General features: G+C 66.4%; 17 protein-coding genes and 1 pseudogene. 8 read left to right on the top strand and 10 right to left on the bottom strand.

Features of this window, described 5'->3' with window-relative positions:
• Window positions 1–58 precede the first annotated feature (58 nt).
• Window positions 59–3,421, bottom strand: a pseudogene (locus tag ACCQ03_RS17335) (GH92 family glycosyl hydrolase).
• Between the two features lie 311 nt (window positions 3,422–3,732).
• Between ACCQ03_RS17335 and ACCQ03_RS17330 the strand changes: the two are divergent.
• From ACCQ03_RS17330 to ACCQ03_RS17320, 3 genes are read left to right on the top strand one after another with little or no spacing between them, the layout of a single operon-like run.
• Window positions 3,733–3,930, top strand: coding sequence for a zinc-finger domain-containing protein (locus tag ACCQ03_RS17330; RefSeq protein WP_010364353.1), 198 nt, complete (start codon window positions 3,733–3,735; stop codon window positions 3,928–3,930).
• 10 nt (window positions 3,931–3,940) lie between these two features.
• Window positions 3,941–5,053: a glycosyltransferase gene (locus tag ACCQ03_RS17325; RefSeq protein ID WP_057679903.1), complete on the top strand. Its 1,113-nt coding sequence runs from the start codon at window positions 3,941–3,943 to the stop codon at window positions 5,051–5,053.
• Window positions 5,034–6,365 (top strand): O-antigen ligase family protein, encoded by a 1,332-nt coding sequence (locus ACCQ03_RS17320; RefSeq protein ID WP_209225800.1) that lies wholly within the window; start codon window positions 5,034–5,036, stop codon window positions 6,363–6,365. Before ACCQ03_RS17325 ends, ACCQ03_RS17320 begins: the two co-directional genes overlap by 20 nt.
• Window positions 6,366–6,458: 93 nt before the next feature.
• Here the strand turns inward: ACCQ03_RS17320 and ACCQ03_RS17315 are convergent, their stop codons facing one another.
• Entirely contained in the window at window positions 6,459–7,379 is a 921-nt protein-coding gene (locus tag ACCQ03_RS17315; protein WP_017157480.1) for an LpxL/LpxP family Kdo(2)-lipid IV(A) lauroyl/palmitoleoyl acyltransferase, read from the bottom strand.
• A gap of 76 nt (window positions 7,380–7,455) precedes the next feature.
• Between ACCQ03_RS17315 and waaA the strand changes: the two genes are divergently transcribed.
• The gene (gene waaA, locus ACCQ03_RS17310; protein ID WP_057679901.1) at window positions 7,456–8,772 is read left to right on the top strand and encodes a lipid IV(A) 3-deoxy-D-manno-octulosonic acid transferase; all 1,317 of its coding nucleotides are present in this window, start codon (window positions 7,456–7,458) and stop codon (window positions 8,770–8,772) included.
• Between the two features lie 266 nt (window positions 8,773–9,038).
• Here waaA and ACCQ03_RS17305 read toward each other — a convergent pair whose 3' ends face one another.
• The 3 genes from ACCQ03_RS17305 to ACCQ03_RS17295 form a co-directional block, all read right to left on the bottom strand.
• On the bottom strand, window positions 9,039–10,421 hold the full coding sequence (locus ACCQ03_RS17305; protein WP_209225802.1) for a TolC family outer membrane protein: 1,383 nt from the start codon (window positions 10,419–10,421) through the stop codon (window positions 9,039–9,041).
• Between the two features lie 20 nt (window positions 10,422–10,441).
• Window positions 10,442–11,098: a protein-L-isoaspartate O-methyltransferase family protein gene (locus ACCQ03_RS17300; protein ID WP_017157477.1), complete on the bottom strand. Its 657-nt coding sequence runs from the start codon at window positions 11,096–11,098 to the stop codon at window positions 10,442–10,444.
• A 128-nt stretch (window positions 11,099–11,226) separates the two neighbouring features.
• Window positions 11,227–11,880 carry a TetR/AcrR family transcriptional regulator gene (locus ACCQ03_RS17295; RefSeq protein ID WP_057679900.1) on the bottom strand — a complete coding sequence of 218 codons (654 nt, stop codon included), beginning with the start codon at window positions 11,878–11,880 and terminating at the stop codon, window positions 11,227–11,229.
• A gap of 217 nt (window positions 11,881–12,097) precedes the next feature.
• Between ACCQ03_RS17295 and ACCQ03_RS17290 the strand changes: the two genes are divergently transcribed.
• Window positions 12,098–15,100, top strand: coding sequence for a two-component regulator propeller domain-containing protein (locus tag ACCQ03_RS17290; RefSeq protein ID WP_209225804.1), 3,003 nt, complete (start codon window positions 12,098–12,100; stop codon window positions 15,098–15,100).
• Window positions 15,101–15,338: 238 nt separating this feature from the next.
• Here ACCQ03_RS17290 and ACCQ03_RS17285 read toward each other — a convergent pair whose 3' ends face one another.
• A complete protein-coding gene (locus tag ACCQ03_RS17285; RefSeq protein ID WP_209225806.1) occupies window positions 15,339–16,223 on the bottom strand; it encodes a LysR family transcriptional regulator in 885 nt (294 codons plus the stop codon).
• 120 nt (window positions 16,224–16,343) lie between these two features.
• Between ACCQ03_RS17285 and leuC the strand changes: the two genes are divergently transcribed.
• From leuC to leuB, 3 genes are all read left to right on the top strand, one after another.
• Window positions 16,344–17,783 (top strand): 3-isopropylmalate dehydratase large subunit, encoded by a 1,440-nt coding sequence (gene leuC / locus ACCQ03_RS17280; protein WP_209225808.1) that lies wholly within the window; start codon window positions 16,344–16,346, stop codon window positions 17,781–17,783.
• A 69-nt stretch (window positions 17,784–17,852) separates the two neighbouring features.
• Window positions 17,853–18,500 carry a 3-isopropylmalate dehydratase small subunit gene (leuD, locus tag ACCQ03_RS17275; protein ID WP_209225810.1) on the top strand — a complete coding sequence of 216 codons (648 nt, stop codon included), beginning with the start codon at window positions 17,853–17,855 and terminating at the stop codon, window positions 18,498–18,500.
• Window positions 18,501–18,590: 90 nt separating this feature from the next.
• Window positions 18,591–19,664 (top strand): 3-isopropylmalate dehydrogenase, encoded by a 1,074-nt coding sequence (leuB, locus tag ACCQ03_RS17270; RefSeq protein ID WP_017157472.1) that lies wholly within the window; start codon window positions 18,591–18,593, stop codon window positions 19,662–19,664.
• An 868-nt stretch (window positions 19,665–20,532) separates the two neighbouring features.
• Here the strand turns inward: leuB and ACCQ03_RS17265 are convergent.
• The 4 genes from ACCQ03_RS17265 to ilvG form a co-directional block, all read right to left on the bottom strand.
• Window positions 20,533–22,095, bottom strand: coding sequence for a 2-isopropylmalate synthase (locus ACCQ03_RS17265; RefSeq protein ID WP_017156818.1), 1,563 nt, complete (start codon window positions 22,093–22,095; stop codon window positions 20,533–20,535).
• The gene (locus ACCQ03_RS17260) at window positions 22,092–23,222 is read right to left on the bottom strand and encodes a threonine dehydratase (protein ID WP_209225812.1); all 1,131 of its coding nucleotides are present in this window, start codon (window positions 23,220–23,222) and stop codon (window positions 22,092–22,094) included. Before ACCQ03_RS17260 ends, ACCQ03_RS17265 begins: the two co-directional genes overlap by 4 nt.
• Before the next feature lie 75 nt (window positions 23,223–23,297).
• Window positions 23,298–23,555, bottom strand: coding sequence for an ACT domain-containing protein (locus ACCQ03_RS17255; RefSeq protein WP_003483347.1), 258 nt, complete (start codon window positions 23,553–23,555; stop codon window positions 23,298–23,300).
• Entirely contained in the window at window positions 23,539–25,260 is a 1,722-nt protein-coding gene (gene ilvG / locus ACCQ03_RS17250) for an acetolactate synthase 2 catalytic subunit (RefSeq protein ID WP_150146858.1), read from the bottom strand. Before ilvG ends, ACCQ03_RS17255 begins: the two co-directional genes overlap by 17 nt.
• Window positions 25,261–25,289: the final 29 nt, after the last annotated feature.

Below are 25,289 nucleotides of genomic sequence, written 5' to 3'. Positions count from 1 at the left end.
AAACGGCAGGCGTCGCGGGTCGTCGTCATCCCAAGCGATCACGCTCAAACCTCAGGCCTCAGCGCCCATCCGGCACCGCACCCAGTAACTCGATCTCCGCCACCTGTGCACGCGCGGGCGCGGTCCAATGCAGCCGATACTCCGCATACGAACCGGGCGTCGCGATCCGGAACGGGCGCGTTTGAAGCGGCCATTGAAAACGCTCCTCGCGGCGCGTATCGACGACGCGCCATTTGCCTCCTGCAGTGCGTGCTTCCAGCGTCCACGCAGCCGACGCAATCGCAGCGTCGCCGCTGGTCACGGTGTAAAGCATGGCCTCACCGCGATCAAGACCGCTCAGCGTCAGCACCGTAGCCGGCGACACCGCGCTCGCGCTGCCCGCATCGTCGTCATGCAAAGCCGCCAGCGCGCGACCATCTGCCTGCGTCACGCGTGCGCTGGCACCCAGCAGGTCACGCAACGGGGCAGGGCGCTTGCCTGGCGTGGTCAACGACGGCGGCACATCGTCCGGTGCGCTGCCCCAGCGCGAGGGCATTGGCCCCATCACGAAGTCCAGCGTTGCACCTTTGGCGATTACCGCATGCGGTAACCAGGTCTTGTGCCACGGCTTGCCGTTGAGTTTGAGCGACTGCACATACACATTCTGCGGCGAATTCTGCGGCGCATTGACCGTCAGGGTGCCGCCACCCGGCAAGCGCACGCGCGCCTGCTTGAACAGCGGCGAGCCGATCACATACTCCGGCGCTCCCATTCGCAACGGATACAGCCCCAGCGCAGCGAACAGATATCATGCCGACATCTCGCCATTGTCTTCGTCGCCAGGGTAACCCTGGCCGATCTCGCTCCCCAAGTACAGACGCGCCAGAATGTCGCGGGTAATGCGCTGTGTCTTCCACGGTTGCCCGGCATACAGATACATCCATGGAATGTGGTGCGCAGTCTGGTTGCTGTGCGCGTACATGCCCATGCGCACATCGCGCGCTTCGGTCATCTCGTGAATGGTGTTGCCATACGAGCCTGCAAACTGCGCTTGAGCAGTTTCGGGCGTGGAAAAAAACATGTCCAACTTGGCGGCCAAGGCCGCGCGGCCGCCGTAGAGCGCAGCCAGGCCTTCGCCATCGTGCGGCGCGGTGAATGCAAACGTCCAGCCGCTGGATTCGGTGTAATCGTTGCCCCACACGCGGGGGTCGTACTGCGCCGCACCCACGCGCCAGGCACCGTCGGGCTTGCGACCCTGGAAGAAGCCGACCGCCGGATCGAACAATGCCGCATACCCGGCCGCGCGGTGGCGAAAATACTGCGCCTCGGTCGCATAGCGTTCGCGCGCTGCCGCAGTCGCGGCCTGGCTGGACAATGCCTCGGCCATGTTGGCGATGCCGAAATCGTTGAGGGCGCCCTCCATCGACCACGACATGCCTTCGTGCGTTTCGGTGTCGGTGTAGCCGCGGAAGGTGGAGCGCGCCATGCCCTTGCGACCCACATGCCGGTCCGGCGCAACGACAGTGGCGTTTTTCAGTGCAGCGGCGTAGGCCTCAGCCGGGTCGAAGCCTTGCACGCCTTTGCGCCATGCATCGGCAAACGCCACATCCGAGCTGGTGCCCACCATCAGGTCGGCATAGCCGGGCGATGACCACCGTGCGATCCAGCCACCTGCCCGCGATTGCTCGACAAACCCCTGCACCAGGGCACCGGCATCATCGGGCGCAAACAGGGCATACGCGGGCCAGGCCGTGCGAAACGTATCCCATAGCCCGTTGTTGACGTACACCCGGCCATCGCGGATCGGTGCGAAGCTGCGCACCGCGCTGCCGTCGATATTGTCGTCCGACCAGCTGTTCTGGCTGGCGTAGCGCCAATCCGGCGCAGTCGCAGTGCCCACGTTTTCGTGCGCCGAGTTCGGATACAGGTACAACCGGTACAGGTTGGAATACAGCGTGGTGGCCTGGTCGGCAGTGGCGTCGGGCACCTCGAAGCGCCCCAGCACTGCATCCCAGGCCTCCTGCGCGCGCGCGGTCACCTGCTCGAAGCTCGCGTCTGCGGCAATTTCCAGGGCTGCATTGTGCTTGGCCTGCTCCACCGAAATCAGCGACGTGGCGATGCGCATCTGTACCTGCCGCGCGCTGCCGGCATCGAACTTGATCCATCCGGTAGGGCGGCCGGTGTCGAGCAGGCCGCTGCTGTGCCAGGGCCTGTCGAAGCTGGCATAGACGTACATGCGCGTTGCGCCCGTCGACAGACCGCTGCGTACATCGGTGTAGCCGGACAGTGTCTGGGTCGCCGCATCCAGCGTTAGCCCGCCGCGCGCATCCACGTTGTCGAACAGCAGATTGGCATCGCCGCGCGCCGGGAAGCGAAAGCGAAACAGCGCCGCGTGATCGGTCGGTGCGATCTCGGCATGGATGCCGTTATCCAACTGCACCGCGTAGCGATAGGGGCGGGCAGTTTCGTCGTCATGCGAAAACCCCAGTGCTCGTTTGCTGCGATCGGCGTCCGGCACGCCGGCAGTCAGCGAGGGCATCACCTGAAACGTCTGTCGGTCGCCCATCCATGGGCTGGGTTGATGGCTCAGCGACAGCGCCTGCAGGCGCGGGCGATTGTCGGCACCGTTGTGCTCGTTCCAGCGATACAGCCAGGTCAGCGTTCCCGCATCGGTGACCGGCGTCCAGAAGTTGAAACCGTGCGGCACGGCCGTGGCAGGAAAATTATTGCCGCGCGAAAACGTGCCATTGGATTGCGTGCCGCGCGTGGTCAGCACCCAATCGGAGGGCCGCCCTGCTGTTGCCAGCGGCACCTCGGCAATGGCGATATTGTCGATCCACCCGGCAGCGCGCGCGCCGGCCGGTGGCGCCACCTCCAGCTCGATCGCGCGCACGCGCCGCCCACGCAGTCCGGGCACATCTCCCAACCGCACCTGCTTGCGCGCCCACTGCTGTGGGTACAGCGTCTTCGAATCGCCTTGCGCCTGCGCACCCAATGCCACGCCATGTTGATCGCGCACTGCGCTGGCAGAGACATGTGTGCCGTCATCCAGCAGCAGATCCAGTGACACATAGGTCGAGGCCACATGATCGCTGCCCACGCTTTCGGGCAAGACCATCCACGACAGCGTGGTCTGCGTCTGGATCAGCAGATCGGTGGTGAACAACGCGCGTCGCCCACCCGCGCCGTTGCTCGCGTAATGCAACGCCTGCGCTCCGCTGTAGCCGGCGTTCGGCTTGGCGGCGTACGGCGCTGCCGGGCCGGCGCCGATGGCAACCTGCACGGCGGTGTCGGTCGCCTGCGCCGGTACGGGGTCGCCGTGCTCGAACGCGCTTGCGAAGTGCGTGGCGGCCATCGCCGGCAGCGCAGCGAGACCGAGCAGAGCAACGGCGATGGCGCGCGGTAGACCACGCGGATGCAGCAGGACAACAGGCAAGGTCACGGGGCAGTGTCTCCTTGGGGCACGTAGCGGGACGTGCGCTGGGCCGATGTTGCGCCCGGTATGGTTCACGTCGCCGGTTGGCGAAACGCTGGCTCCCGATGATAGGCGGCATGCGCGGTGCGGTGTCGTTGCACTGCCGCGCTGCCGATTGGGGTGTGCTGCAGGATCGCTGTCGTCATAGCGGCCTCGGCGATTGGATTGGCAACGCTTGCAACGAACTCCCGCGCGGGCCTGCACGCCCGGTCGATGGGCCGATCACCACGCAGGCTGCTAGAATCCGCGCTCTGCCTTTGCCTTCCGATCGCACCGCCATGAGCCAGACCGCCACCGCGCCCGCCAATGCGCAAACGCGTTACACCGTGCACCGCGGCGACCTGCCGCTGAGCTGCCCGACGCCGCAGATGGCGCTGTGGAACTCGCATCCGCGCGTGTACCTGCCGATCGAAGACGAGCCCAACGGCGAAGCCAAGTGCCCGTATTGCGGCGCGCTGTTCGTGCTCGCCGACTGATACTGGCCGGATGCACCGCCTGACCGTGGTGCAACTGCTGCCGGCACTGCAGTCCGGCGGCGTCGAGCGCTCCACCCTGGAAATCGCTGCCGCGCTGGTGCGCGCCGGTCATCGCGCCGTCGTCGTCTCGGCCGGCGGCCGCCTGGTCCAGCCCTTGCTGGACGCTGGCGGGGAACATCTCACGCTGGAGATCGGCCGCAAATCGCTGCTGACGCTGCGGCATGTGGCCGGCTTGCGCCGCTTGTTCGCCGAACTCGGGGCCGACATCGTGCATGCACGTTCGCGGCTGCCGGCCTGGCTGGGCTGGTACGCGCTGCGCGGCATGCCCGCGGCGACGCGGCCGCGCCTGGTGACCACCGTGCATGGGCTCAATTCGCCCAGCCGCTATAGCGCCGTGATGACCTACGGCGAGCGCGTGATCTGCGTGTCCGACACGGTGCGCGAATACGTGTGCACGCACTACCCACAGACCGATCCGGCGCGCCTGCGCACCATTCCGCGCGGGGTGGATATCGCGCAGTTCCCGCGCCGGCTGCAGCCGGACCGCCGCGCTCGTGCTTGGGTACAGACGCTGCTGCCCGGACTGCCGGCCGATGCACCGCTGCTCCTGCTACCGGGCCGCGGCACGCGCCTGAAGGGCCATGCCGATGGCCTGCAGCTGCTCGCCGACATCCGTGCAGCCGGCGTGCCGGCCTTTTTGTGGTTGCCCGGCGCGCGCGAGCCCGGGCGCGAGGCGTATGTACGGGAGCTGGAGACGGAAGCCGCCAAGCTGGGCATTGCCGAGGCGGTCGCCTTGACCGAGCCCACTGCGCGCATCGCCCAGGCCTACGCGGCCAGCGATCTGGTGCTGCAGCTTTCGCGCAAGCCGGAAGCCTTCGGTCGTACCGTGGTGGAGGCGCTGGCGGTCGGCCGGCCGGTGCTGGGCTGGGCACACGGCGGCGTCGGCGAACTGCTGGCCGAGTTGCAGCCCGGTGGCGCGGTCGCTGCCTTCGATGCCCAGGCCTTATGCACGCAGGCGCTGCAGTTGCTGCAGCATGCCCCGGCAGCGCCGGCCGTGATCCCCTACACGTTGCAGGCCATGCAAACGGCCACCCTGAAGGTCTATGACGAACTCCGCCGCTGAGGCCATCCCGCAGGCGCCCGTGTTGACGCCCGATGCCGGCCGCTGGGCGCCACTGTGGGTGATCGTGTTCGTGGCGTTGTGGCCCACGCCCGGCTTGGCGGAAACGGTGTTGTCGCTGGGTGCGTTGTTCGCGGCGTACCGCCTGTTGCACGCGCGCTTTCGCGGCGGCACGCGCCTGCTCAGCGGCGCGGCCTGGGCGCTGACCAGCGTGTTGTTCCTGGCGTACTGGTTGCCGCAGATCCTGTCGGCGTTCGACGCGGTGGATGCCGGCCGCGCGCTGCGCAAGTCGGCCACCGATCTGCGCTACCTGCCGTTCATGTGGTTATGCGCCATCGCCGTGGCCAATGCACAGCGTCGGCGTCGCACGTTTACCGGGCTGGCGGTCATCGGTGGCGTGTGGACGCTGGACGCGTTGCTGCAGGCCGCCTTCGGTACCAGCCCATTGTTCTTTGGCATCGATCAGGTCAAGCAACTGATCAGCGGCCATGGCCTGTGCACGGCCCAGGAACTGGCGCTGGTGGACCGGTTGAGCGGCGTGCTGGGCCCCTGCAATCTGAAGTTCGGGCAGACCCTGGCCAGCCTGTCGCCGTTCCTGTTGCTGGCGTTGGGGCGGCGTCATGTCTTGGCCTGGCTTGTGGGTGCGGCGGCGGTCGGCATCGTGTTGGTCTTGGCCGGCTCGCGCGCGTCGTGGATCACCTATGGCGTGATCGTGCTGCTGTCGGGCTGGCAGCTGCTGGGCGGGCATCGTTTGCTGGCCGTGGCGGTGGCCGGCGCATTGCTGGCCGTGGCGGTGGTGGCGGTGGCGCCACAGGCGCGCGAGCGCATCCAGCGCACCACGCTGGCGTTCGGCAATGGCGAACAGGGCGTGGACCAGGCCCTGTCCGGGCGCGCCCAGATCTGGGAGGCGGCGCTGTGCATGATCCGCACGCATCCGCTCAACGGCGTGGGCGCGCGCGGGTTCCGGCAGGCCTATCCGGCCTGCAATCCGGCACCTGGCCAAGCGCCGGCGTGGGGCGGTGGGCCGGCCTTTCATGCGCATCAGATCGTGCTCGAAATCCTGGCCGAAACCGGCGTGATCGGTTTGCTGCTCTGGCTGGCCGGCGCGGCGCAGGCATGGCGCGCGTGGCGCTACTCAAGCGCGGTGGCGCGCGAGCAGGCGCGGCCGGAGATGATCGCGCTGGTGGCCACGGTGTTTCCGTTCAACACCCATCTGGCGTTCTATTCCAGCTTCTGGGGCGGGCTGAGCCTGATGCTGGCCGGGCTGTATGCCGGTGCATTGCTCAACGACGATGCGGACCGCGCGCCGCAGTAACGCGGTGCGTGCGGTTGATCGGCACCTCGTTCGATTTGCGCGCTATGCAGCGCAACGCCCACGCATGCGTTGCAGGCATTCGCCGCGCCGGCGTCAGCGATAGAACGCGCTACGTCCGCCCGGCTGGCGCTTGAAGCGCCGATGGATCCACAGGTATTGGTCCGGCGCTTCGCGCACCATGTCTTCGATGGCGGCATTGACCTGCGTGGTATCGGCGATGACGTCATCGGACGGAATGTCGGCCAGCGGCGGTGCGATCTTGAGGATGTAGCGGCCGCCTTCGCGACGATGGAAGTACGGCACGACCGCGCAGCCGGTCAACCGTGCCAGCTGATGCGTGGCGGTGATGGTGGAGGCCGGATGTCCGAAGAACGGCACGAACACGGTGTCCTTGCCGCGCATGTCCTGATCCGGCGCATACCACAGAAAACCGCCGCGCTTGAGATGCTTGATGGTGGCGCGCAGGTCTTCGTTGGCGAACATGTGCGTGGCATAGCGCAAGCGCCCACGCTTGACCGCCCACTCGAACACCGGGTTGCGATGCCTGCGGTACATGCCGGCCAGCGGCACGTAGTCGCAGAGCAGGCGCCCGCACATTTCCAGCGTCATGAAGTGGCCGGACACCAGCAACACGCCGCGTTCTTGCTGCTGCAGTTGCTGCAGATGCTCCAGGCCCTCGATCTGTACGCCTGGTCGAATGGCGTCGATGCTGCCCCACCAGGCGCGCGCGAACTCGAACAGGCCCACGCCCAGCGCGTCGAAACTGTCGCGCAACAGCCGCGCCCGCCAGGCATCGTCCTGCTCGGGGAAACACAGTTTCAGGTTGACCTCGGCCGCGCGCCGACGCGTGCCCGCCAGGCGCATTGCAATCCAGCCCACGCCGCGGCCCACTGCACGTTGCAGCGTCCAGGGCAGGCGCCCGGCCACCACCATTACCGCCAGGCCCAGATACATCGGCCAGTGCTTGGGGTTGCGCAGGGAAGGGCGGACGGCGACGTTGGCGGGCTCGGACATGCGCCAATTCTAAGGGATTGCGCCTAGCGGGCAGCGTGCACATGCGCACGCACGGACGCTCCCGTATCCTGCACCGATGCGGAAAGACCCGATCGAATGGCTGTTGCGCGGGCTGTACTCGGCGCTGTTGTACCTGTTGCTGCCGGTCACGGTGTACCACCTGGTGTGGCGTGGCTTTCGCGTGCGCGAATACTTCAATCGCTGGAACGAGCGCTATGCGTCCTACACGCATGCCTGCGGGCGCCCGCGCGTGTGGGTGCATGCGGTGTCGGTGGGCGAAGTCAACGCGGCCGCACCGCTGGTCAATGCGCTACGTGCGCAGCGCCCCGATATCCGTTGGGTCATCACCACCATCACCCCCACCGGCTCCGAGCGCGTGCGCGCCCTGTGGGGCGATGCGGTGGACCATGTGTATCTGCCCTACGACGTGCCGGGCAGCGTGGGGCGGTTTCTCGAACACTTCCGCCCGCGGCTGGCGTTGATCCTGGAAACCGAGCTGTGGCCGAACATGTTGTTCGGCTGCCGCGATCGCCAGATTCCGGTGTACATCCTCAACGCACGGTTGTCGGCGCGTTCGTTGCGCGGGTACCGGTTGCTGGCACCGTTGATCAGTCGCGCGCTGCGCACCGTTACCTGCGTGGCGGCGCAGTCGCAGGACGATGCCGAGCGCTTTGTCACCCTGGGCGCGCGCCCGGATCAGGTGATTGCGCTGGGCAATCTCAAGTTCGATATCGCCGCGCCAGCGCAATTGCAGGCGTTGGTCGCGCAGTTCCGCATGCACGTGCCGGCCACGCGCCCGGTGTGGATCGCCGCCAGCACGCACGAAGGCGAAGAGGCGGCCGTTGCCGATATCCACGCGCGTTTGCTGCTGCAATTCCCGGACGTGCTGCTGTTGTGGGCACCGCGCCATCCCGAGCGCTTTCCCAAGGTCGAGACAGTGGCACGCGAGCGAGGTTGGCGCGTTGCCACGCGCAAGGCGCAGCAATGGCCGCAGGCAGGCGACAAGGTCTTCGTCATCGACACCCTGGGCGAGCTGATGAGCTTCTATGCGTGCGCGCAGGTGGCTTTCGTCGGTGGCAGCTTGCAGCCGATCGGCGGGCATAACCTGCTCGAGCCGGCCGCCGTCGGAACGCCGGCAATCACCGGCCCGCATCTGCATAACTTCTCGGAGATTTCGCGGCGCATGCGCGAAGCCGATGCCGTTGCCATCTGCGAGGATGCCGAGTGCGTCTACCAGGCGTTGGCGCGCCTGCTCGCCGACCCCGCACAACGCGAGGCGATGACCGCTGCAGGCCTGGCGCTGGTCGCCAACGGCAAGGGCGCCGTGGCCCGCACCTTGGTGCAGATCGCGCCCGATCTGCCGCCGCTGGCGAGCGCGGGCGTTGTGGCGTGAGGGGTGTCGCTCGTTGCGTGGCGGCGTGCATGGACGTGCTGCACTCCACCGCGCCTGGCGCCGGAGTGCAGCCTTCGTTGCGGTCCGCAGTGAGCGTGTGCGTCGGGCAGTGAGATGCGCGTGGTGGGATCGCTTGCGTCGGAGGCTGCATGTCGGCGTTGCCGATTTACCGCACTTGCAGCAGCCGTCACGACAGGTGCGCATGCGGTTGCATCGCGCACAAAAAAAGCGGGCCGTGGCCCGCTTTTTTGTGCATCCAGCTGGCCTTACTGCAACGAACCACTGCCCTGCAGCTTGGACTCGGCATCCTGCGATAGCAGGCGGTTGACGTCCTGCAGATCGGTGATGTCGAGCTTGCCGATGGCCTGGCCCAGCAGCAGGCGGTTCTGCAGGAAGTTGTAACGCGACTGTGCGTAGTTCAGCTGCGCCTGGAACAGCGTGCGCTGGTTTTGCACCACGTCCAGCACGGTGCGCGTGCCCACTTCCAGACCCACCTGCGAGGCGTCGTAGGCGGCTTGCGCCGACACCACGGCCAGGCGGCGGGCTTCCACTTCGCTGATACCGGCAACCACGGTCTGGTAGGCATTGCGGGTGTTGCGATCCAGTGCGCGCTTCTGCTGCTCGTAGGTGTTCTGCTGGATATCGCGCTGCGACAGTGCCTGACGCACGGCCGACTGGGTTGCGCCGCCGGCAAAGATCGGAATCGTCAGCGTGATGCCCACCGAATCGGTATCGATGTCGCGACCTGCGGTGGTGAAGTTGCCTGCCGCCTCATCGACCGTTCCCTGGCCGCCCCAGCTGTTGCTGCGGCCGACATTGGCACCCAGGCTCAGCGTGGGCAGATGGCCGGCACGCGCGGCACTGACCTGCGCCTCGGCAGCGCTGACCTGCAACTGCTGCGCCTTCAATGCGGGGTTATCGGCGATCGCGGTGGCGACCAACTGATCCACGTTGCTGTAGGCGGCCGGCACTTCGGGACGGAACTCATCCGGCAACGCGCGCAAGCCGACCACCGGCTGGCCGGTCAGCTCGGTCAATGCCTGGTAGTAGTCCTTGAGCGTATTGCGCGCGGTAATGGTGTCGGCGCGCGCCTGGTCGTACTGGGCGCGGGCTTCGTGCACGTCGGTGATCGGTGCAAGACCCACTTCCAGACGCTTGTCGGCGTAGTCGAACTGCTTCTTTGCGGCCGCTTCGTTGGTCTCGGCCGCCGCCAGCGACTCGATCCCCACCAGTACCTGGAAATACGCCGCCGAGGTGCGGGTGATCAGGTCGTTGTTGGCCGATGCCAGGGTGAAGTCCGCAGCCTTGGCCACTTCGCGCTGCGCACGCAGGTTGGAAAACTGCGCCCAGTTGAAGATGGTCTGGCTGCCCTGGATCGCGTACTGGCGCTGCTTGGTCGTGGAGCGGCCATCGACGCCTTCCAGCTCACGGTGCGACTGGGTGTAGCTGGCGCTACCGTCCAGCTGCGGCAGCAGCGCCGCACGCGCCTGCACCTGACCCTCCCGATTGACCAGGCGCGTGGACTCGGCCACGGCCAACTGCGGATCGCCGTTGCGGGCCATTTCGTAGACCTGCAGCAGGTCGGTGGCGTGCGCAGCCATGGGAGACAGGGCGGCGGCCAGGGCCAGGACGAGGGATCGGCGGATCATCGGGGAAGCTTCCTTGGGAATCAGAATTGGAATCGGGGCGTCGGTGCGGCGCCCTGGAGATAGGCGAGGTCGGTTTCGAACAACGATTCGATGCGCGGGGCGTTGACCTCGCCACGGACCAGGACCGCTTCCATCACCGGGTCGTGACCGCGCACGACGAACAACCGGCCGTTCGGGCGCAACCACTGCAGCCACTGGACGGGCAGGGTGTCGACCGCGCCAGTCACGCAGATGGCGTCGAAGCGACGCTCGCTCTGCCAGCCGAAGACATCGGCGGTTTCGATGCGGACGTTGCTGCCCAGGCCGGTGCGATCCAGATTGGCGCGCGCAGCCGCAGCCAGCGCCGGGTCGATCTCCAGGCTGAGCACTTCGCGTGCCAGCGCGGCCAGGCAGGCGGTGGCAAAGCCGCTGCCGGTGCCGACTTCCAGCACGTCCTCGCCCGGTTGCAGGTCCAGTGCCTGCAACATGCGGCCTTCGACCACCGGCTTCATCATCTTGTGGCCGGCCGACAGCGGAATTTCCACGTCGACATAGGCCAGCGTCTTGTAGGCCTCCGGCACGAAGGCTTCGCGCGGCAGGCGCGCCAGCACGTCGAGTACGCGCAGGTCCAGCACGTCCCACGGCCGGATCTGCTGCTCGACCATCTTTTCGCGGGCCTGGGTGAAATCGATCGTCATGGTGCGGGTATCCAACGCGGTGGGGCGAACATTTTACCGGTGCGCGAGGCACCTGGCGCATCTAGCATCGCCGCGCGCTGCCATCCGGCGCAGTGCCGGAAGTCATCGCCACCAAAGGCCGGGGACGCTCAACGCGGCGCATAGGCCCTCAAAAAGAAGTCGACGCTGGTGTCGATGTGCTCATCGACCTGGGCGCGGGTGGGCTGGCCGTGCAGGCCGCACATCATCAGGGCGTAGAGCTCGCCCTTGAGCAGGCAGAAGAATTGCGAGGCGGCGCGCGCGACGTCCGGGATCTCCAGCTGGCCGTCGGCCACCCGCGCGGACAGGAAATCCGCCAGCGCCCCCTGCGTGCGCTTGGGGCCTGCATCCCAGAACATCTCGCGGATATGCACGTCGCCGGTGCCGGGCGCCATCATCATGCGGTGGGTGGAGATGGCCGATTCGGTGCTGACCATGGCGAAGAACGCATGGGCAATCTCGGTGAGCTGGTCGCGCAACGCGCCCTTGGGAGCATGATCGAACAGGTCGTCCGGCATCATGTGCTGACATTGCGTGCGGATCGCCTCGGAAAACAGGCTCTCCTTGTCGCCGAAGTGGCTGTACACGGTCAGCTTGGAGACGCCGGCCTGCGCGGCGATCCCATCCATGCTGACCCCTGCATAGCCCTGTTCCATGAACATGGTGCGGGCGGCACCCAGGATGGCGGCACGCTTTCCAAGATCCTTGGGACGGCCAGGGCCGTTGCTCTTGGTCTTGGAAGTGAGGGGGGACGAGCTGGACATGTCGTCAATACTAGACCATGGGGTTCTATATTTATACTCGGCGCCCAACCGCGACGTTAACGGTTCCGTCTGCCCGGTTCCCGGTGTCGTGCCGCTCCCGGCAGCTGTCAGGGATCCACCGAAGGCGGCACCAAAACCCCGGTGATAAATTTGCCGTAGGCCTGCCAGTGCATACGGGCAGGTATCTCCAGCGAGCACGGACGAGGGGACGGGGAGCGTGGGAAGGGGCGGTACGCAGGCGCACACAAGCTGCGTTCGCAGCACGTGCGTGCGGCGGATCGGGCACGCGTGGCTGTGGCTGCTGCTGTGCTGCGCCATGCTCAACGCCTGGCCTGCCGACGCGCAGGTGCTCAAGCACTCCGCTTACCACACCGTCACGCGCTGGAACATGGACGACGGCCTGCCGCACAACCTGGTGCACGCGGTGGCCCAGGGCGAAGACGGGCTGATCTGGCTGGGTACCTGGGAAGGCGTGGCGCGCTTCAATGGGCGCGATTTCACCGTGTACGACCGTCAGAACACTCCCGGCGTCGAGCTGGGCGGGGTATTTGTGGTGGTTCGCGACAGCACCGGCGGCATGCTGTTCGGCACTGCGTTCGACGGCGTCTACCACTATCAGGACGGTCACTGGCGGCAGCTGGGCGATGCGTCGGCGCGCCATCTTGCGGTCAGCGCCCTGCTGCGGCGTGCCGATGGCGCGCTGTGGGTGGGCACGCCGCAGACGCTGTACCGCATCGAGGGCGACGGGCGGGTGGTCGACGTCGGCCGCCAGACCAGCTTGCCGCGCGCGCGCGTCACCGCACTGACTGCAGACGAAAGCGGCGACCTGTGGGTCGGCACCGAGGTCGGGCTGTATCGCCTGCCGCACGATGGCGGCCAGGCTGCGGCCTGGGGAAGGGCGCACGGGATGCGCGATGCGCCGGTGCGGCGGCTGGCCAGCGACCGTCAGGGCGGCCTGCTGGTCGCCGGCGACGATGGCGTGTGGTGGTGGAGCCGTGGCGGTGGCCTGCAGCGCTTCCGCCAGGGGCAACGCGTGGATTCGGTGTTGCTGGACCGCCGCGGGCACCTGTGGATGAGCCTGTCTTCGGGAATGCTGGTGGTGCACAGCGGCCCGAACGACCCGGACGAGCAAATCGCCATTTCCGGCGTCGCCAGCCCGGCGCTGCTGGAAGACGCCGAAGGCCTGATCTGGGTCGGCAGCACCCACGGGCTGTTCCGTATTGCCGAGGGCGCCGCGCACGGCGTCACCCACGACGAAGGCCTGAGTTCGGACTACGTGCGCTGCGTGCTGCAGACCGGCGAGGGCACGGTGTGGGTGGGCAATGCCGTCGGCCTGGATCGTTGGCGCGACGGCACCATCAGCCGGGTGTCGCTGTCGCCCAGCGAAGGTGGGCGCGTGCTCGAGCAATCGGTGCTGGCGCTGGCCGATGCTGGCGATGGCGGCGTCTGGGCCGGTACCTATAGCCAGGGCGTGGTGCGTCTGGACGCGCAAGGCCACGTGCTGGTGCGCATCGGCGCGGCCGATGGACTGCCCTCCATGTCGGTGCGTGCGGTGTTGCCGGACGGCGACGATCTGTGGATCGGCACCACCGCCGGGCTGGTGCGCTGGCGCAACGGCAAGGCGCGCCGCTACACCGCCGCCGACGGCGTACCGGATGGGTCGGTGCAGGTGTTGTACCGCGATGCGCAGGGCATTGTCTGGATCGGCACCGATCGCGGCGTGACCGCGCTTTCGCCGGACGGCAGCACCCGCGCCTGGCTGGGCGAGCAGGATTTCCCCGGGCAGAACGCCTTCGATTTCCTGCGCGATGCCGCTGGCGATGTGTGGATTGCCAGCGATCGCGGCCTGCTGCGGTTGCGCGGCGACAGCTTCCGCGTCTACGACCACCGGGTCGGGCTGCCGCGCGACAAGGTGTTTCGCGTGATCGACGACGGCCGTGGCTATTTCTGGTTGTCGAGCAACCACGGGGTGTTCCGCATCGCACGCGATAACTTCGACCAGCTCGATGCGGGCACGCGCGAGCAATTGAGCGTGGAGGTGGTCGACCGCAGCGACGGCATGCCCAGCAACCAGGGCAACGGCAGCAGCGCACCGGCTGGCTGGCTGACCCAGTCCGGGCAGTTGCTGTTCCCCACCGCCGCAGGCCTGGGCGTGATCGACCCGGCCCGCGTGGGCACCTTGCAAGGCCATCGGGTGCCGATCGTCTTCGAGCGCCTGCTGGTCGATGGCATGGTGCAGCCGCTCAGTGGCCCGCACCGGTTCGGCGCCGAGACCCGGCGTATCGCGATCGTGTATGCCGGGCTGAATTTCCGCGGCCCGGACAAGGTGCGGTATCGCTACCGGCTGGAAGGCTTCGACCCGGAGTGGGTGGATGCCGACAATGCCAGCGAAGCGGTCTACACCAATTTGCCGCCGGGCCGTTTCCGCTTCCGCGTGCAAGCCATGTCGCTGCCGGTGGATTGGCGGCAAGACGATCTGCTGGGCGAAGCCAGCCTGGTCATCGAACTGGCGCCGTCGTGGTGGCGCCGAGGCGAAGTGATCGGCCTGGGCATCCTTGGCCTGGCCAGCGTGATCTACGGCTTGTATCTGTGGCGTACCGCCAGCTATCGCCTGCGTCAGCGCCAGCTCAATACCGTCATCGACCGGCGCACGCGCGAACTGAGCGACAAGAACCTGGCGCTGCAGCAGGCCAGCCAGGAGCGCGAAGCGTTGATGCGCCAGCTGGAATACCGCGCCAGCCACGACGTGCTGACGGCCTTGCCGAACCGACGCGAAGCCGAGCGTGTGCTGCAGCACTGGTTCGATGAGGCGCACGCCGGTGGCGCGGCGTTGGCGCTGGCGTTGATGGATATCGATCATTTCAAGCGCATAAACGACGACTACGGCCATGAGGTGGGCGATGCGGTGCTATCGGCCATCGGCGAGGTGCTGGGCGAGCAGGAGCAGGCGCATTGCTTCGCCGCGCGTCACGGCGGCGAAGAATTCCTGCTGGCGGCCACCGGGCTGGATGCAGTGCAGGCGCGCGCGCTGTTCGAGCGCATGCGACAGCGACTGGCCGACATCCAAGTCGATGCGCAAGGCATGACCGTGCGTTGTACCGCCAGCATGGGCATGGCGATGAGCGAGGAGGCGCCCAGCCGGCGCGAATTGCTGGCGTTGGCCGACCATCGTCTGTACGAAGCCAAGCGGCAGGGGCGGAATCGTTTGATCGGGCCGTAAGGCGTTGCGCCGTTGCATGACGTGTCGAACGTGTGCCCGATGCAGACAGGCGTTGTTGCATTGCACGGGTGGCGCGTGGCGAAGAACCATCGCCGCATTGCCGGCCAGGCCGCGGCACCGCCGAGTCAACAAACCGCGTGTGACCCATCGAACCTCTCGTGCGCTCGTGCCGAGATCGAACTGCTGACGTCATCTTTCGCCGACACGTGCAGCACGCTGCAGACATATCGCCGGCAGCCTACGCCTGCGCCAGGTCCGCCTGCGCATGCAACAACGCAACAAACGCCTGCGCCGCACGCGACAAGGTGCGCCCGCCATGGGTGACGCAACCCAGCTCGCGGGATAACGCCACATCGGCCAGCGGCAGCGCCACGATCTGGTGGTCGATCATGCGCTCGGGCAGCACGCTCCAGGCCAGGCCTACCGACACCAGCATCTTGATCGTTTCCAGGTAATTGGTGGTCATGCGCAGACTCGGCACCAGGCCGCGCTCGGCGAACAGGTTGGCAACGATGCGATGGGTGAAGGTGCCCGGATCCGGCAACACCGCCGGGTGCGCCACCACATCGTCCAGGGACACCGCAGGCCGTGCTGCCAACGGGTGATCGGGTGCAACGACGAACTGCAGGCGGTCGTGCCAGATCGGCTGCGCGCGCAGCGGAGCGCGCGTGTCCGGTGCCAGGGTCGTCACTGCCAGCTCCACCTCGCCGCGCAGCACCGCGGCGTACGCCAGCTCCGAATCCAGGAACTGGATGTCCAGCGCCGCCTGCGGATGTTGCGTGGCAAAACCGCGCAACAAGGCTGGCAGGCGGTGCAGCCCCACATGGTGGCTGGTGGCCAGGCTCAAGCGGCCGCCAACGGCTGCACCCAAATGCTCCAGCACGCGGCGGGTGTCCTGCAGCTCGGCCAGGATGCGTTGCGCGCGCGGCAGCAATGCCTGACCGGCTTCGGTCAACACCACCTGCCGACCCAGGCGATCGAACAGCCGCGCCGACAATTGCGCCTCCAGCAGTGCAATGCGTTTGCTTACCGCCGGCTGGGTCAGGTGCAAGGCCTCGCCGGCTGCCGAAAAGCTGCCGCTCTCGGCGATCGCCACGAAGGCACTGAGGCTCGCCATGTCCATTGCTATTCCTAAAATTCATTTCTTGAATAAACAATATGAATTTGCGTAATCCAAGGCAAGCTCCTAGCATCGATCTCAGCCAGGTGGGCGCACCCACCATCCGCCACTCGGATTGCCGCGATGACTGCCAAGACCCTGTACGACAAGCTGTGGGACCTGCATGAGGTCACACGCCGTGACGATGGTTCGTCGCTGATCTACATCGACCGCCACATCCTGCACGAGGTGACCTCGCCGCAAGCCTTCGAAGGCCTGCGCCTGGCCGGGCGCAAACCGTGGCGCATCGACGCCAATATCGCCACGCCCGACCATAACGTGCCAACCACGCGCGCCGAGCGCCAGGGCGGGCTGGAGTCGATCTCCGACGAGGTCTCGCGCCTGCAGGTGCAGACGCTGGACGAGAACTGCGACGACTTCGGCATCCTCGAGTTCAAGATGAACGATGCGCGCCAGGGCATCGTGCATGTGGTCGGCCCGGAGCAGGGCGCCACCTTGCCGGGCATGACCGTGGTCTGCGGCGATTCGCATACCTCCACGCATGGCGCGTTCGGCGCGTTGGCGCATGGCATCGGCACCTCCGAGGTCGAGCACGTGCTGGCCACGCAGTGCCTGATCGCCAAGAAGATGAAGAACATGCAGGTGCGCGTGGAAGGCACGTTGCCGTTCGGGGTGACCGCCAAGGACATCGTGCTGGCGGTGATCGGCAAGATCGGCACCGCCGGTGGCAATGGGCATGCGCTGGAATTTGCCGGCAGCGCCATCCGCGCGCTGTCGATGGAAGGCCGCATGACCATCTGCAACATGGCCATCGAAGCCGGTGCGCGCGTGGGCATGGTGGCGGTGGACGAGAAGACCATTGCCTACGTCAAAGGGCGCCCGTTCGCGCCCAAGGGCGCCGACTGGGAAGCGGCGGTGGCGCTATGGAGCACGCTGGTCTCCGATCCGGACGCGCACTTCGACACCGTGGTGGAGTTGCGCGCCGAAGACATCAAGCCGCAGGTCAGCTGGGGCACATCGCCGGAAATGGTGCTGGCCATCGATCAGCACGTGCCCGATCCGGCCGCCGAGCAGGACCCGACCAGGCGCGATTCGATCGAGCGCGCGCTCAAATACATGGGATTGACCGCCAACCAGCCGATCACCGCCATTCGCCTGGATCGCGTGTTCATTGGCTCGTGCACCAACTCGCGGATCGAAGACCTGCGTGCCGCCGCTGCCGTGGCCAAGGGCCGCAAGGTGGCTTCCACCATCAAGCAGGCGTTGGTGGTGCCGGGCTCGGGCCTGGTGAAGGCACAGGCCGAAGCCGAAGGCCTGGACAAGGTGTTTCTGGATGCCGGTTTCGAATGGCGCGAGCCAGGCTGCTCGATGTGTCTGGCCATGAACCCGGACAAGCTGGGCAGCGGCGAGCATTGCGCTTCGACCTCCAACCGCAACTTCGAAGGCCGCCAGGGCGCCGGCGGCCGCACGCATCTGGTCAGCCCGGCGATGGCGGCGGCTGCGGCGGTGAGCGGTCATTTTGTCGATGTGCGTGAACTGCAGGGAATCGAGAATCGGGAATAGGGAATCGCAAAGTCCTGCTTCCCGCTCTGCCCATTCCCGACTCCCCATTCCCCATTCTCGGCCTCTCTCATGACCCCTTTTACCCAACACACCGGACTGGTCGCGCCGCTGGATCGCGCCAATGTCGATACCGACCAAATCATTCCCAAGCAATTCCTGAAGTCGATCAAGCGCACCGGCTTCGGGCCGAACCTGTTCGACGAATGGCGCTATCTGGATATCGGCGAGCCGGGTCGCGACAACAGCACGCGCCCGCTCAATCCGGAATTCGTGCTCAATTTCCCGCGCTATCAGGGCGCCAGCGTGTTGCTGGCGCGGGAAAACTTCGGCTGCGGTTCCTCGCGCGAGCATGCGCCGTGGGCGCTGGACGAATACGGCTTTCGCACCGTGATCGCGCCGAGCTTTGCCGACATCTTCTACAACAACAGTTTCAAGAACGGCCTGCTGCCGATCGTGCTGGCCGAAGCGCAGGTCGATGCGTTGTTCGAGCAATGCCTGGCGACCGAGGGCTACCAGCTCACCGTGGATCTGGCCGCACAATGCGTGCGCCGCCCCGATGGCGTGGAGTACGGCTTTGACATCGATGCCTTCCGCAAACATTGCCTGCTCAACGGGCTGGACGATATCGGCCTCACCTTGCAGGACGCCGATGCCATCGGGCGCTTCGAGCAAGGTCATCGCGCACGCCAGCCATGGTTGTTTGGCGCGTTGCAGTGATGTCGAGCCGCACGCGGGTGCGTTGATCGTGCCGCGTGCGCTTATTGCAATGAATTCAATGACGCTGCGGCGTCACTTCACGAGGGTGGCATGAGCAAGCAGATTCTGATTCTTCCCGGCGACGGGATCGGCCCGGAGATCATGGCCGAAGCGGTCAAGGTGTTGAAGCGCATTGACGCGCAACACGGTCTGGGTTTCGAGCTGGTGTATGACGAGCTGGGCGGCGCTGCGTACGACAAATACGGCAGCCCGTTGGCCGATGAAACGCTGGAGCGCGCGCGTGCCGCCGATGCGGTGCTGCTGGGTGCGGTGGGTGGCCCGCAGTGGGACACCATCGACCCGGCGCTGCGGCCGGAGCGTGGGCTGCTCAAGATCCGCTCGCAGCTGGGCCTGTTCGCCAACCTGCGGCCGGCCTTGCTGTACCCGCAGCTGGCCGATGCGTCCACGCTCAAGCCGGAGGTCGTGGCCGGGCTGGATCTGCTGATCCTGCGCGAACTCACCGGCGGCATCTATTTCGGCCAGCCGCGTGGCAACCGCACCTTGGACAACGGCGAGCGCCAGGCCTACGACACCTTGCCGTATAGCGAGAGCGAGATTCGCCGCATCGCCAAGGCAGGCTTCGACATGGCACGCCTGCGCGGCAAGAAGTTGTGTTCGGTGGACAAGGCCAACGTACTGGCGTCGAGCCAGCTATGGCGTGCGGTGGTCGAGGAAGTGGCCAAGGACTACCCGGATATCGCGCTGTCGCATATGTACGTGGACAACGCGGCGATGCAGTTGGTGCGCGCGCCCAAGCAGTTCGACGTGATCGTGACCGACAACATGTTCGGCGACATCCTGTCCGACCAGGCCTCGATGCTCACCGGTTCCATCGGCATGCTGCCGTCGGCCTCGCTGGATGCCAACAGCAAGGGCATGTACGAACCGTGCCACGGCTCGGCACCGGACATCGCCGGCAAGGGCATCGCCAATCCGCTGGCGACGATCCTGTCGGTGGCGATGATGTTGCGCTACACCTTCGCGCAGGCCGCTGCGGCGGATGCGATCGAACACGCAGTTGGCAAGGTGCTCGATCAAGGCCTGCGCACGGCCGACATCTGGTCGGAAGGCACCACCAAGGTCGGTACCGTGGCAATGGGCGATGCAGTGGTGGCCGCGCTGTAAGAGCGTTCGCGTCGCCGACCGGTTGTGGCTTTGCGGGTGGCTATCGTCTTCGGACGATAGCCACTTTCGTTTGGTTGACCGATTCGTGATCACATCATTCGACCGAAGCGCTGGCATGAAATCGGCGGATGTTGTGTGCAGCACTGGTCGGTATCCAGGGGCGGTCGGCAGCGCGGTGCCGCATCCAGTGTCGGGACACGCCGTGGATCCGTCCATGCAGGCTCGGTGGCGGCATCCATGCCGCCACACGGTCCCGCCACCGGGCGCGACACCGTGCTCTCAAGATTGCTACTGCTGATCGGCACGCAATGCTTCAAGCAGGTGTTGATGCCTGAGCACTTCGTGGCCGATGTAATCGTCAAGGCATTTATCTGCTCTTGCATCTCAAGGAATGGGTGCCCGGAAAAACGGGCAGTCCATCTGGCTGTCGGCATTTCGTTCCGCGACCGACAGAAATCGGTGGTGCTTGCGCGCGTACCGATGTGGGACCTTGAGCGGCATGGATGCCGCGCCAGCGCCTACATGGACGTACTTGCGGCGTGTCCCGGGCCGGTACGCGTGCGAGCGCCCGCAGCAAACCGAAGCATTCATACAGAACTCGCAGACACCGCCCGCAAGGCCTCGAATGCGAGGTATGTGCCCGATGTCGGCACGAATGCAAGCGCCTCCACAGACCGACGTATTCGTACAGAACTCGCAGACGTCGCCCGCCAGGCTGGTCCTTGGCGCAGCGCCGTTTCCAGCATACGTATACCCACAGGCGCCGGTAGCAAATCCACGCGCCTGCAAAAGTGAAGCAACAATTACCAGAACGGCCAGCAGATCACTCTGCCGGCCGTCAGGTTTGCATCGTCCAGCGCAGGGCCGGTTACGCCACCGCAGCCGTCTTGCCGGCCACCACGCCACGCTCGCGCTGACGCAACAAGCGGTTGGCCACATCGAGCCACGCAAGCGCGCTGGCTTCGATGATGTCCTTGCTGGTGCCGGTGCCTTCGTATTCCACGCCGTCGTGACGCACGCTCAAGCTGGCTTCGCCGCGCGCGTCCGCGCCGATGCCCACGCTGTGCACCTGGTAGCTGTCCAGTTCCAGCCTCACGCCGGTCGCCGAGGCCAAGGCACCGAACAGTGCATCCACTGGCCCGTTGCCTTGCGCGGTTTCGGCCACACGGTTGCCTTCCGGGTCGGACAACTCCACCAATGCATTGGCGCGGCTGCCCACATCGCTGATGGTCATCGATGCCAGGCGATAGCCTTCCTGCACCGTGGCGTCCTGCATCAATGCCTGCAGATCGGCATCGGTCACCACGCGCTGCTTCTCGCACAGCGCCTTGAACTGTTCGAACACCAGCTTGACTTCTTCTTCCTCCAGCAGATAACCCAGCGCACGCAGGCGCTGCTCGACCGCGGCGCGGCCGCTGTGGCGGCCCAGCACCATTTGCGAGGATTCCCAGCCCACATCTTCCGGGCGCATGATTTCGTAGGTGCCGCGATGGCGCAGCATGCCGTGCTGATGAATGCCCGACTCGTGCGCGAATGCGTTGCCACCCACCACCGCCTTGTTGCGCTGCACCGGCATGCCGACCAGGCGTTGCAACAATTGCGACGTGGACACGATGCGCGGCGTATTGATTGCCGAATCGATGTTGTAGAACGCGCCACGCACCTTCAGCGCCATGGTGATCTCTTCCAGCGCGCAATTGCCCGCACGCTCGCCGATGCCGTTGATGGTGCATTCCACCTGGCGCGCACCGCCTTCGATGGCCGCCAGCGAGTTGGCCACCGCCAGGCCCAGATCGTTGTGGCAGTGCGCGCTGAAGATGACCTTGTCGGCACCGTCCACGCTGGCGATCAGGCGCGAGAACATGCCGCGGATTTCTTCCGGCGTGGTGAAGCCGACCGTGTCGGGCAAATTGATGGTGGTGGCGCCGGCGGAAATCGCCACGCGGGTGACCTCGGCCAGGAAATCTTCTTCGGTGCGGGTCGCATCCTCGGCGGAGAATTCGATGTCGTCGATATAGCCGCGCGCCAGCGTCACATGTTTGTGCACCGACTCCAGCACCTGCTCGCGGCTCATACGCAGTTTGTGTTCGCGGTGCAGCGGGCTGGTGGACAGGAACACATGCAGCCGCGGATTGGCTGCCGATTCCAGCGCCTTGGCCGAGGTTTCGATATCGGCCTGCAGGCAGCGCGACAACACCGCCAGGGTGGGGCGGCGCAGTTCGCGGCCCATCATCGCCACCGCTTCGCGGTCCGAATGCGAGCTGGCAGGAAAACCGGTTTCGATGATGTCCACGCCGAGTTCGTCCAGCGCGCGCGCCATGACCAGCTTCTGCTGGGGCGTCATGCTGCAGCCGGGGGATTGCTCGCCGTCGCGCAGGGTGGTGTCGAAAATTCGGATACGCGGGGTCTGGTTGGATACGGTCGTGTTCACCAGGAAGACTCCTCTACGGCGATGGCGGTGACAGGCGTTGAAGCGACTGCGGATGGGCGGGAAAGAACGTGTGTGGCGGGTGGCGGATTGGCGCTGCGTTCGTTGCGGAGTCGCTCGGTATTGCGACGGCGCGGCTTGCGTGGCGGACGCGGCCGCACCTCCGACAAGAGTGTAGCCAGCACGGTTGCGTCGATATTACCGCCAGAGACCACCGCACATTTGCGTTTGCCGGAAACGCGGCGACCGGCGGCCAGGGCGAGGGCGCCAGCGCCCTCGGCAATGACGTGTTCTTCCAGTGCCAGGCGCACCAATGTTTCGCGCAGTTCGGCCTCGCGCACGATCACCACATCATCGAGCAGGCTCGAGCACAGGCGGCGCGTGAGCAGGCCTGGAATCTTGACCTTCACGCCATCGGCGAGCGTCGGTACCGGGGTGATTTCGCGCAGATCGCCGCGGACGGCGCGCGCCATCGAATCCACGCCTTCCACCTGCGCCCCGACCACGCGCACGCCTTGCGACTTCAATGCCAGCGCCACCCCGGAGGCCAGGCCGCCGCCGCCGATCGGCACGATCACCACGTCCGGCGCATGCGCCGCCAGCTCGATGCCGACGGTGCCCTGGCCGGCGATCACGTCCGGGTCGTCGAAGGCGGACAGGAAGCGATAGCCGTTCTGCTCGGCCAGCTCGCGCGCAAATGCGAACGCTTCATCGTAGCTGTTGCCGTGCTGGCGTACGGTGGCGCCCCAATGCGCGACACCGGCGATCTTGGTCTGCGGCGCGCCATAGGGCATCACCGTGATGGCCTGCACGCCCAGCCGGTACGCCGACCACGCCACACCTTGCGCGTGGTTGCCGGCCGAGGCGCAGATCACCGGGCGCTCGTCGCCGCGTTCCAGGCCGGCCAGCAAGGCATTCAAGGCGCCGCGCACCTTGTAGGAACCGGTGCGCTGCAGATTCTCCAGCTTCAACCACACACCGAAGCGTTCGGCGTAGTGCAGCGGCGTGGGCGACAGGTACTTGCGCAGGCGTGCCTGCGCGGCCAGGACGTCGGCCACGCTGACGGCCACGCCGACGGCCACGTCGCCTACCTCTGGCTCCTGTGCGGAAGGGGGGCCGGAATCAGGCATTGCGGCACGCGCGCGGGCGATCCGGAAGAAGACACCTCCGGACGGCAGTCTGATGGTCGCGCGAGGTCTGCATGCTCATGCCGCCGCCTCGACCGATTCCAGTGCGGTGATCACCACCGATTCGCAGTCGTAGACCTTTTCCAGCTGCAGGCGCAGCGTTTCCGGCGGACGGTTGCTGTCCACATCCAGCAGCAGATGCCAGCGCCCGGCATCGTCTGGCGCTGCTGCGCCCTGGATCGCGCATGGGCGGAAGCCGCGGCGTTCGGTCATGCCGATCACCCGCACCAACGCGCCTTCTGCCGGCTTCAGCACCAGATCAAGCCGGTAACGCATGCGATGTCTCCTTGGCCGCGTGTGCGGGATTGCTGTCCAGCATGGTGCTGTTGGCGTTGTTGGGCGGCACCAGCGGCCACACGTTGGCACGCGCGTTGATCGCCACATGCAACAGGCCGGGACCGGGCTGCGCCAGCAAATCGGCCAGCGCCGCATCCACGTCACCGCGGGCGATGATGCGCTTGGCCGGGATGCCGAACACCTGCGCCAGCGCCGCAAAATCCGGGTTGTCGGACAGGTCGATCTCGCTGTAGCGCTCGGCAAAGAACAGTTCCTGCCACTGCCGCACCATGCCCAGCGAGCTGTTGTCCAGCAGCACGATCTTCACCGGCAGCTTGCAGCGCGCAATGGTCACCAGCTCCTGCACGTTCATCATGAAACTGCCGTCGCCGGAAACCAGCACCACGGTGCGGTCAGGGCAGGCGAACTGCGCGCCCATCGCGGCCGGCAGACCGAAGCCCATGGTGCCGAGCGCGCCGCTGGTGAGGTGATTGCGCGGGTCGTTGAAGCGGCAATGCTGCGCCACCCACATCTGATGCTGACCCACATCGCAGGCGATGATGGTGTCGGCCGGAGCCACTTCGCTCAGGCGCTTGAGCAGCGCCGGGGCATAGATGTCGGTACCGGGCGCGTCGTAACGCGCGCCGAATTTTTCGCGGTTGGCAAAACAACGCGTGCGCCAGGCCTGGCAGTTGGCCCGGGCTGCGCTCAGTGCCTTGAGACTGGTGGCCACGTCGCCGGGCACTGCGATGTCGGCAGTGCGCAGCTTGGAAATTTCATACGCGTCGGCATCCAGGTGGATGACGCGCGCAAACGGTGCGAACTCGCTCAGCTTGCCGGTGGCACGGTCGTCGAAGCGCGCACCGACCACCACCAGCAGATCGCATTCCTGGATGGCCATGTTGGCCGCACGGGTGCCGTGCATGCCCAGCATGCCCAGGTAATCGGGATGCGCATGCGGCAGCGCACCCAGGCCGCGCAAGGTCAGCGCGGTCGGGATGCCGGTGGCTTCGACAAAGCGCCGGAACGGCTCCACCGCGCCCGCCAGCGCGATCCCGCCCCCGCCGTACACCACCGGGCGTTCGGCGCCGGCGATCGCCGCCAGTGCTTCGGCCAGTTTCGCGTCCGCTGGCGCCGGCGGCGGCTGCACGGCTGCCGGAACATGCGGCGGCAGATGCGAGGCATCTGCCACCTGCACGTCCTTGGGCAGGTCGATCAGCACCGGCCCGGGACGTCCTTCGCGCGCGATGCGAAATGCCTGGCGCACCATCTCCGGAAGCTCCTCCACGCGCCGCACCAGAAAGCTGTGCTTGACGATCGGCATGGTCATGCCGAACACGTCCAGCTCCTGGAATGCATCGGTGCCCAGCAACGGGGTGGCGACCTGGCCGGTCAGGCAGATCATCGGCACCGAGTCGAGCATCGCATCGGCGATGCCGGTGACCAGGTTGGACGCGCCCGGGCCGGAGGTGGCCACGCACACGCCGACCCGGCCGCTGGCACGGGCATAGCCGTTGGCAGCCAGTGCAGCGCCCTGTTCGTGACGAACCAGGATGTGCTTGAGCCTGGAATCCACCAGGGCATCGTAGAACGGCATGATGGTGCCGCCCGGATAGCCGAATAGCGTTTCCACGCCTTCGGCTTCCAGGGCCTGCGTCAGCCAGCGCGCGCCATTGCGGGGCGTGCTGTGTGCGGAGGTGTTCATGCGTTGCGGACCTTCGGTTTAAGCGGTGG

This window comes from Xanthomonas sp. NCPPB 3569 (genome assembly GCF_041475645.2).
GTDB lineage: Bacteria > Pseudomonadota > Gammaproteobacteria > Xanthomonadales > Xanthomonadaceae > Xanthomonas > Xanthomonas phaseoli.
The sequence above is the reverse complement of the archived record's forward strand: the minus strand, read 5'-3'. Positions and strand labels throughout refer to the sequence as shown.

Excerpts from the sequence above, each read along its gene's own strand:
- ACCQ03_RS17330 (WP_010364353.1), top strand. The coding sequence starts at position 3,733 with ATGAGCCAGACCGCCACCGCGCCCGCCAATGCGCAAACGCGTTACACC.
- ACCQ03_RS17325 (WP_057679903.1), top strand. The coding sequence starts at position 3,941 with ATGCACCGCCTGACCGTGGTGCAACTGCTGCCGGCACTGCAGTCCGGC.
- ACCQ03_RS17320 (WP_209225800.1), top strand. The coding sequence starts at position 5,034 with ATGACGAACTCCGCCGCTGAGGCCATCCCGCAGGCGCCCGTGTTGACG.
- ACCQ03_RS17315 (WP_017157480.1), bottom strand. The coding sequence starts at position 7,379 with ATGTCCGAGCCCGCCAACGTCGCCGTCCGCCCTTCCCTGCGCAACCCC.
- waaA (WP_057679901.1), top strand. The coding sequence starts at position 7,456 with ATGCGGAAAGACCCGATCGAATGGCTGTTGCGCGGGCTGTACTCGGCG.
- ACCQ03_RS17305 (WP_209225802.1), bottom strand. The coding sequence starts at position 10,421 with ATGATCCGCCGATCCCTCGTCCTGGCCCTGGCCGCCGCCCTGTCTCCC.
- ACCQ03_RS17300 (WP_017157477.1), bottom strand. The coding sequence starts at position 11,098 with ATGACGATCGATTTCACCCAGGCCCGCGAAAAGATGGTCGAGCAGCAG.
- ACCQ03_RS17295 (WP_057679900.1), bottom strand. The coding sequence starts at position 11,880 with ATGTCCAGCTCGTCCCCCCTCACTTCCAAGACCAAGAGCAACGGCCCT.
- ACCQ03_RS17285 (WP_209225806.1), bottom strand. The coding sequence starts at position 16,223 with ATGGACATGGCGAGCCTCAGTGCCTTCGTGGCGATCGCCGAGAGCGGC.
- leuC (WP_209225808.1), top strand. The coding sequence starts at position 16,344 with ATGACTGCCAAGACCCTGTACGACAAGCTGTGGGACCTGCATGAGGTC.
- leuD (WP_209225810.1), top strand. The coding sequence starts at position 17,853 with ATGACCCCTTTTACCCAACACACCGGACTGGTCGCGCCGCTGGATCGC.
- leuB (WP_017157472.1), top strand. The coding sequence starts at position 18,591 with ATGAGCAAGCAGATTCTGATTCTTCCCGGCGACGGGATCGGCCCGGAG.
- ACCQ03_RS17260 (WP_209225812.1), bottom strand. The coding sequence starts at position 23,222 with ATGCCTGATTCCGGCCCCCCTTCCGCACAGGAGCCAGAGGTAGGCGAC.
- ACCQ03_RS17255 (WP_003483347.1), bottom strand. The coding sequence starts at position 23,555 with ATGCGTTACCGGCTTGATCTGGTGCTGAAGCCGGCAGAAGGCGCGTTG.
- ilvG (WP_150146858.1), bottom strand. The coding sequence starts at position 25,260 with ATGAACACCTCCGCACACAGCACGCCCCGCAATGGCGCGCGCTGGCTG.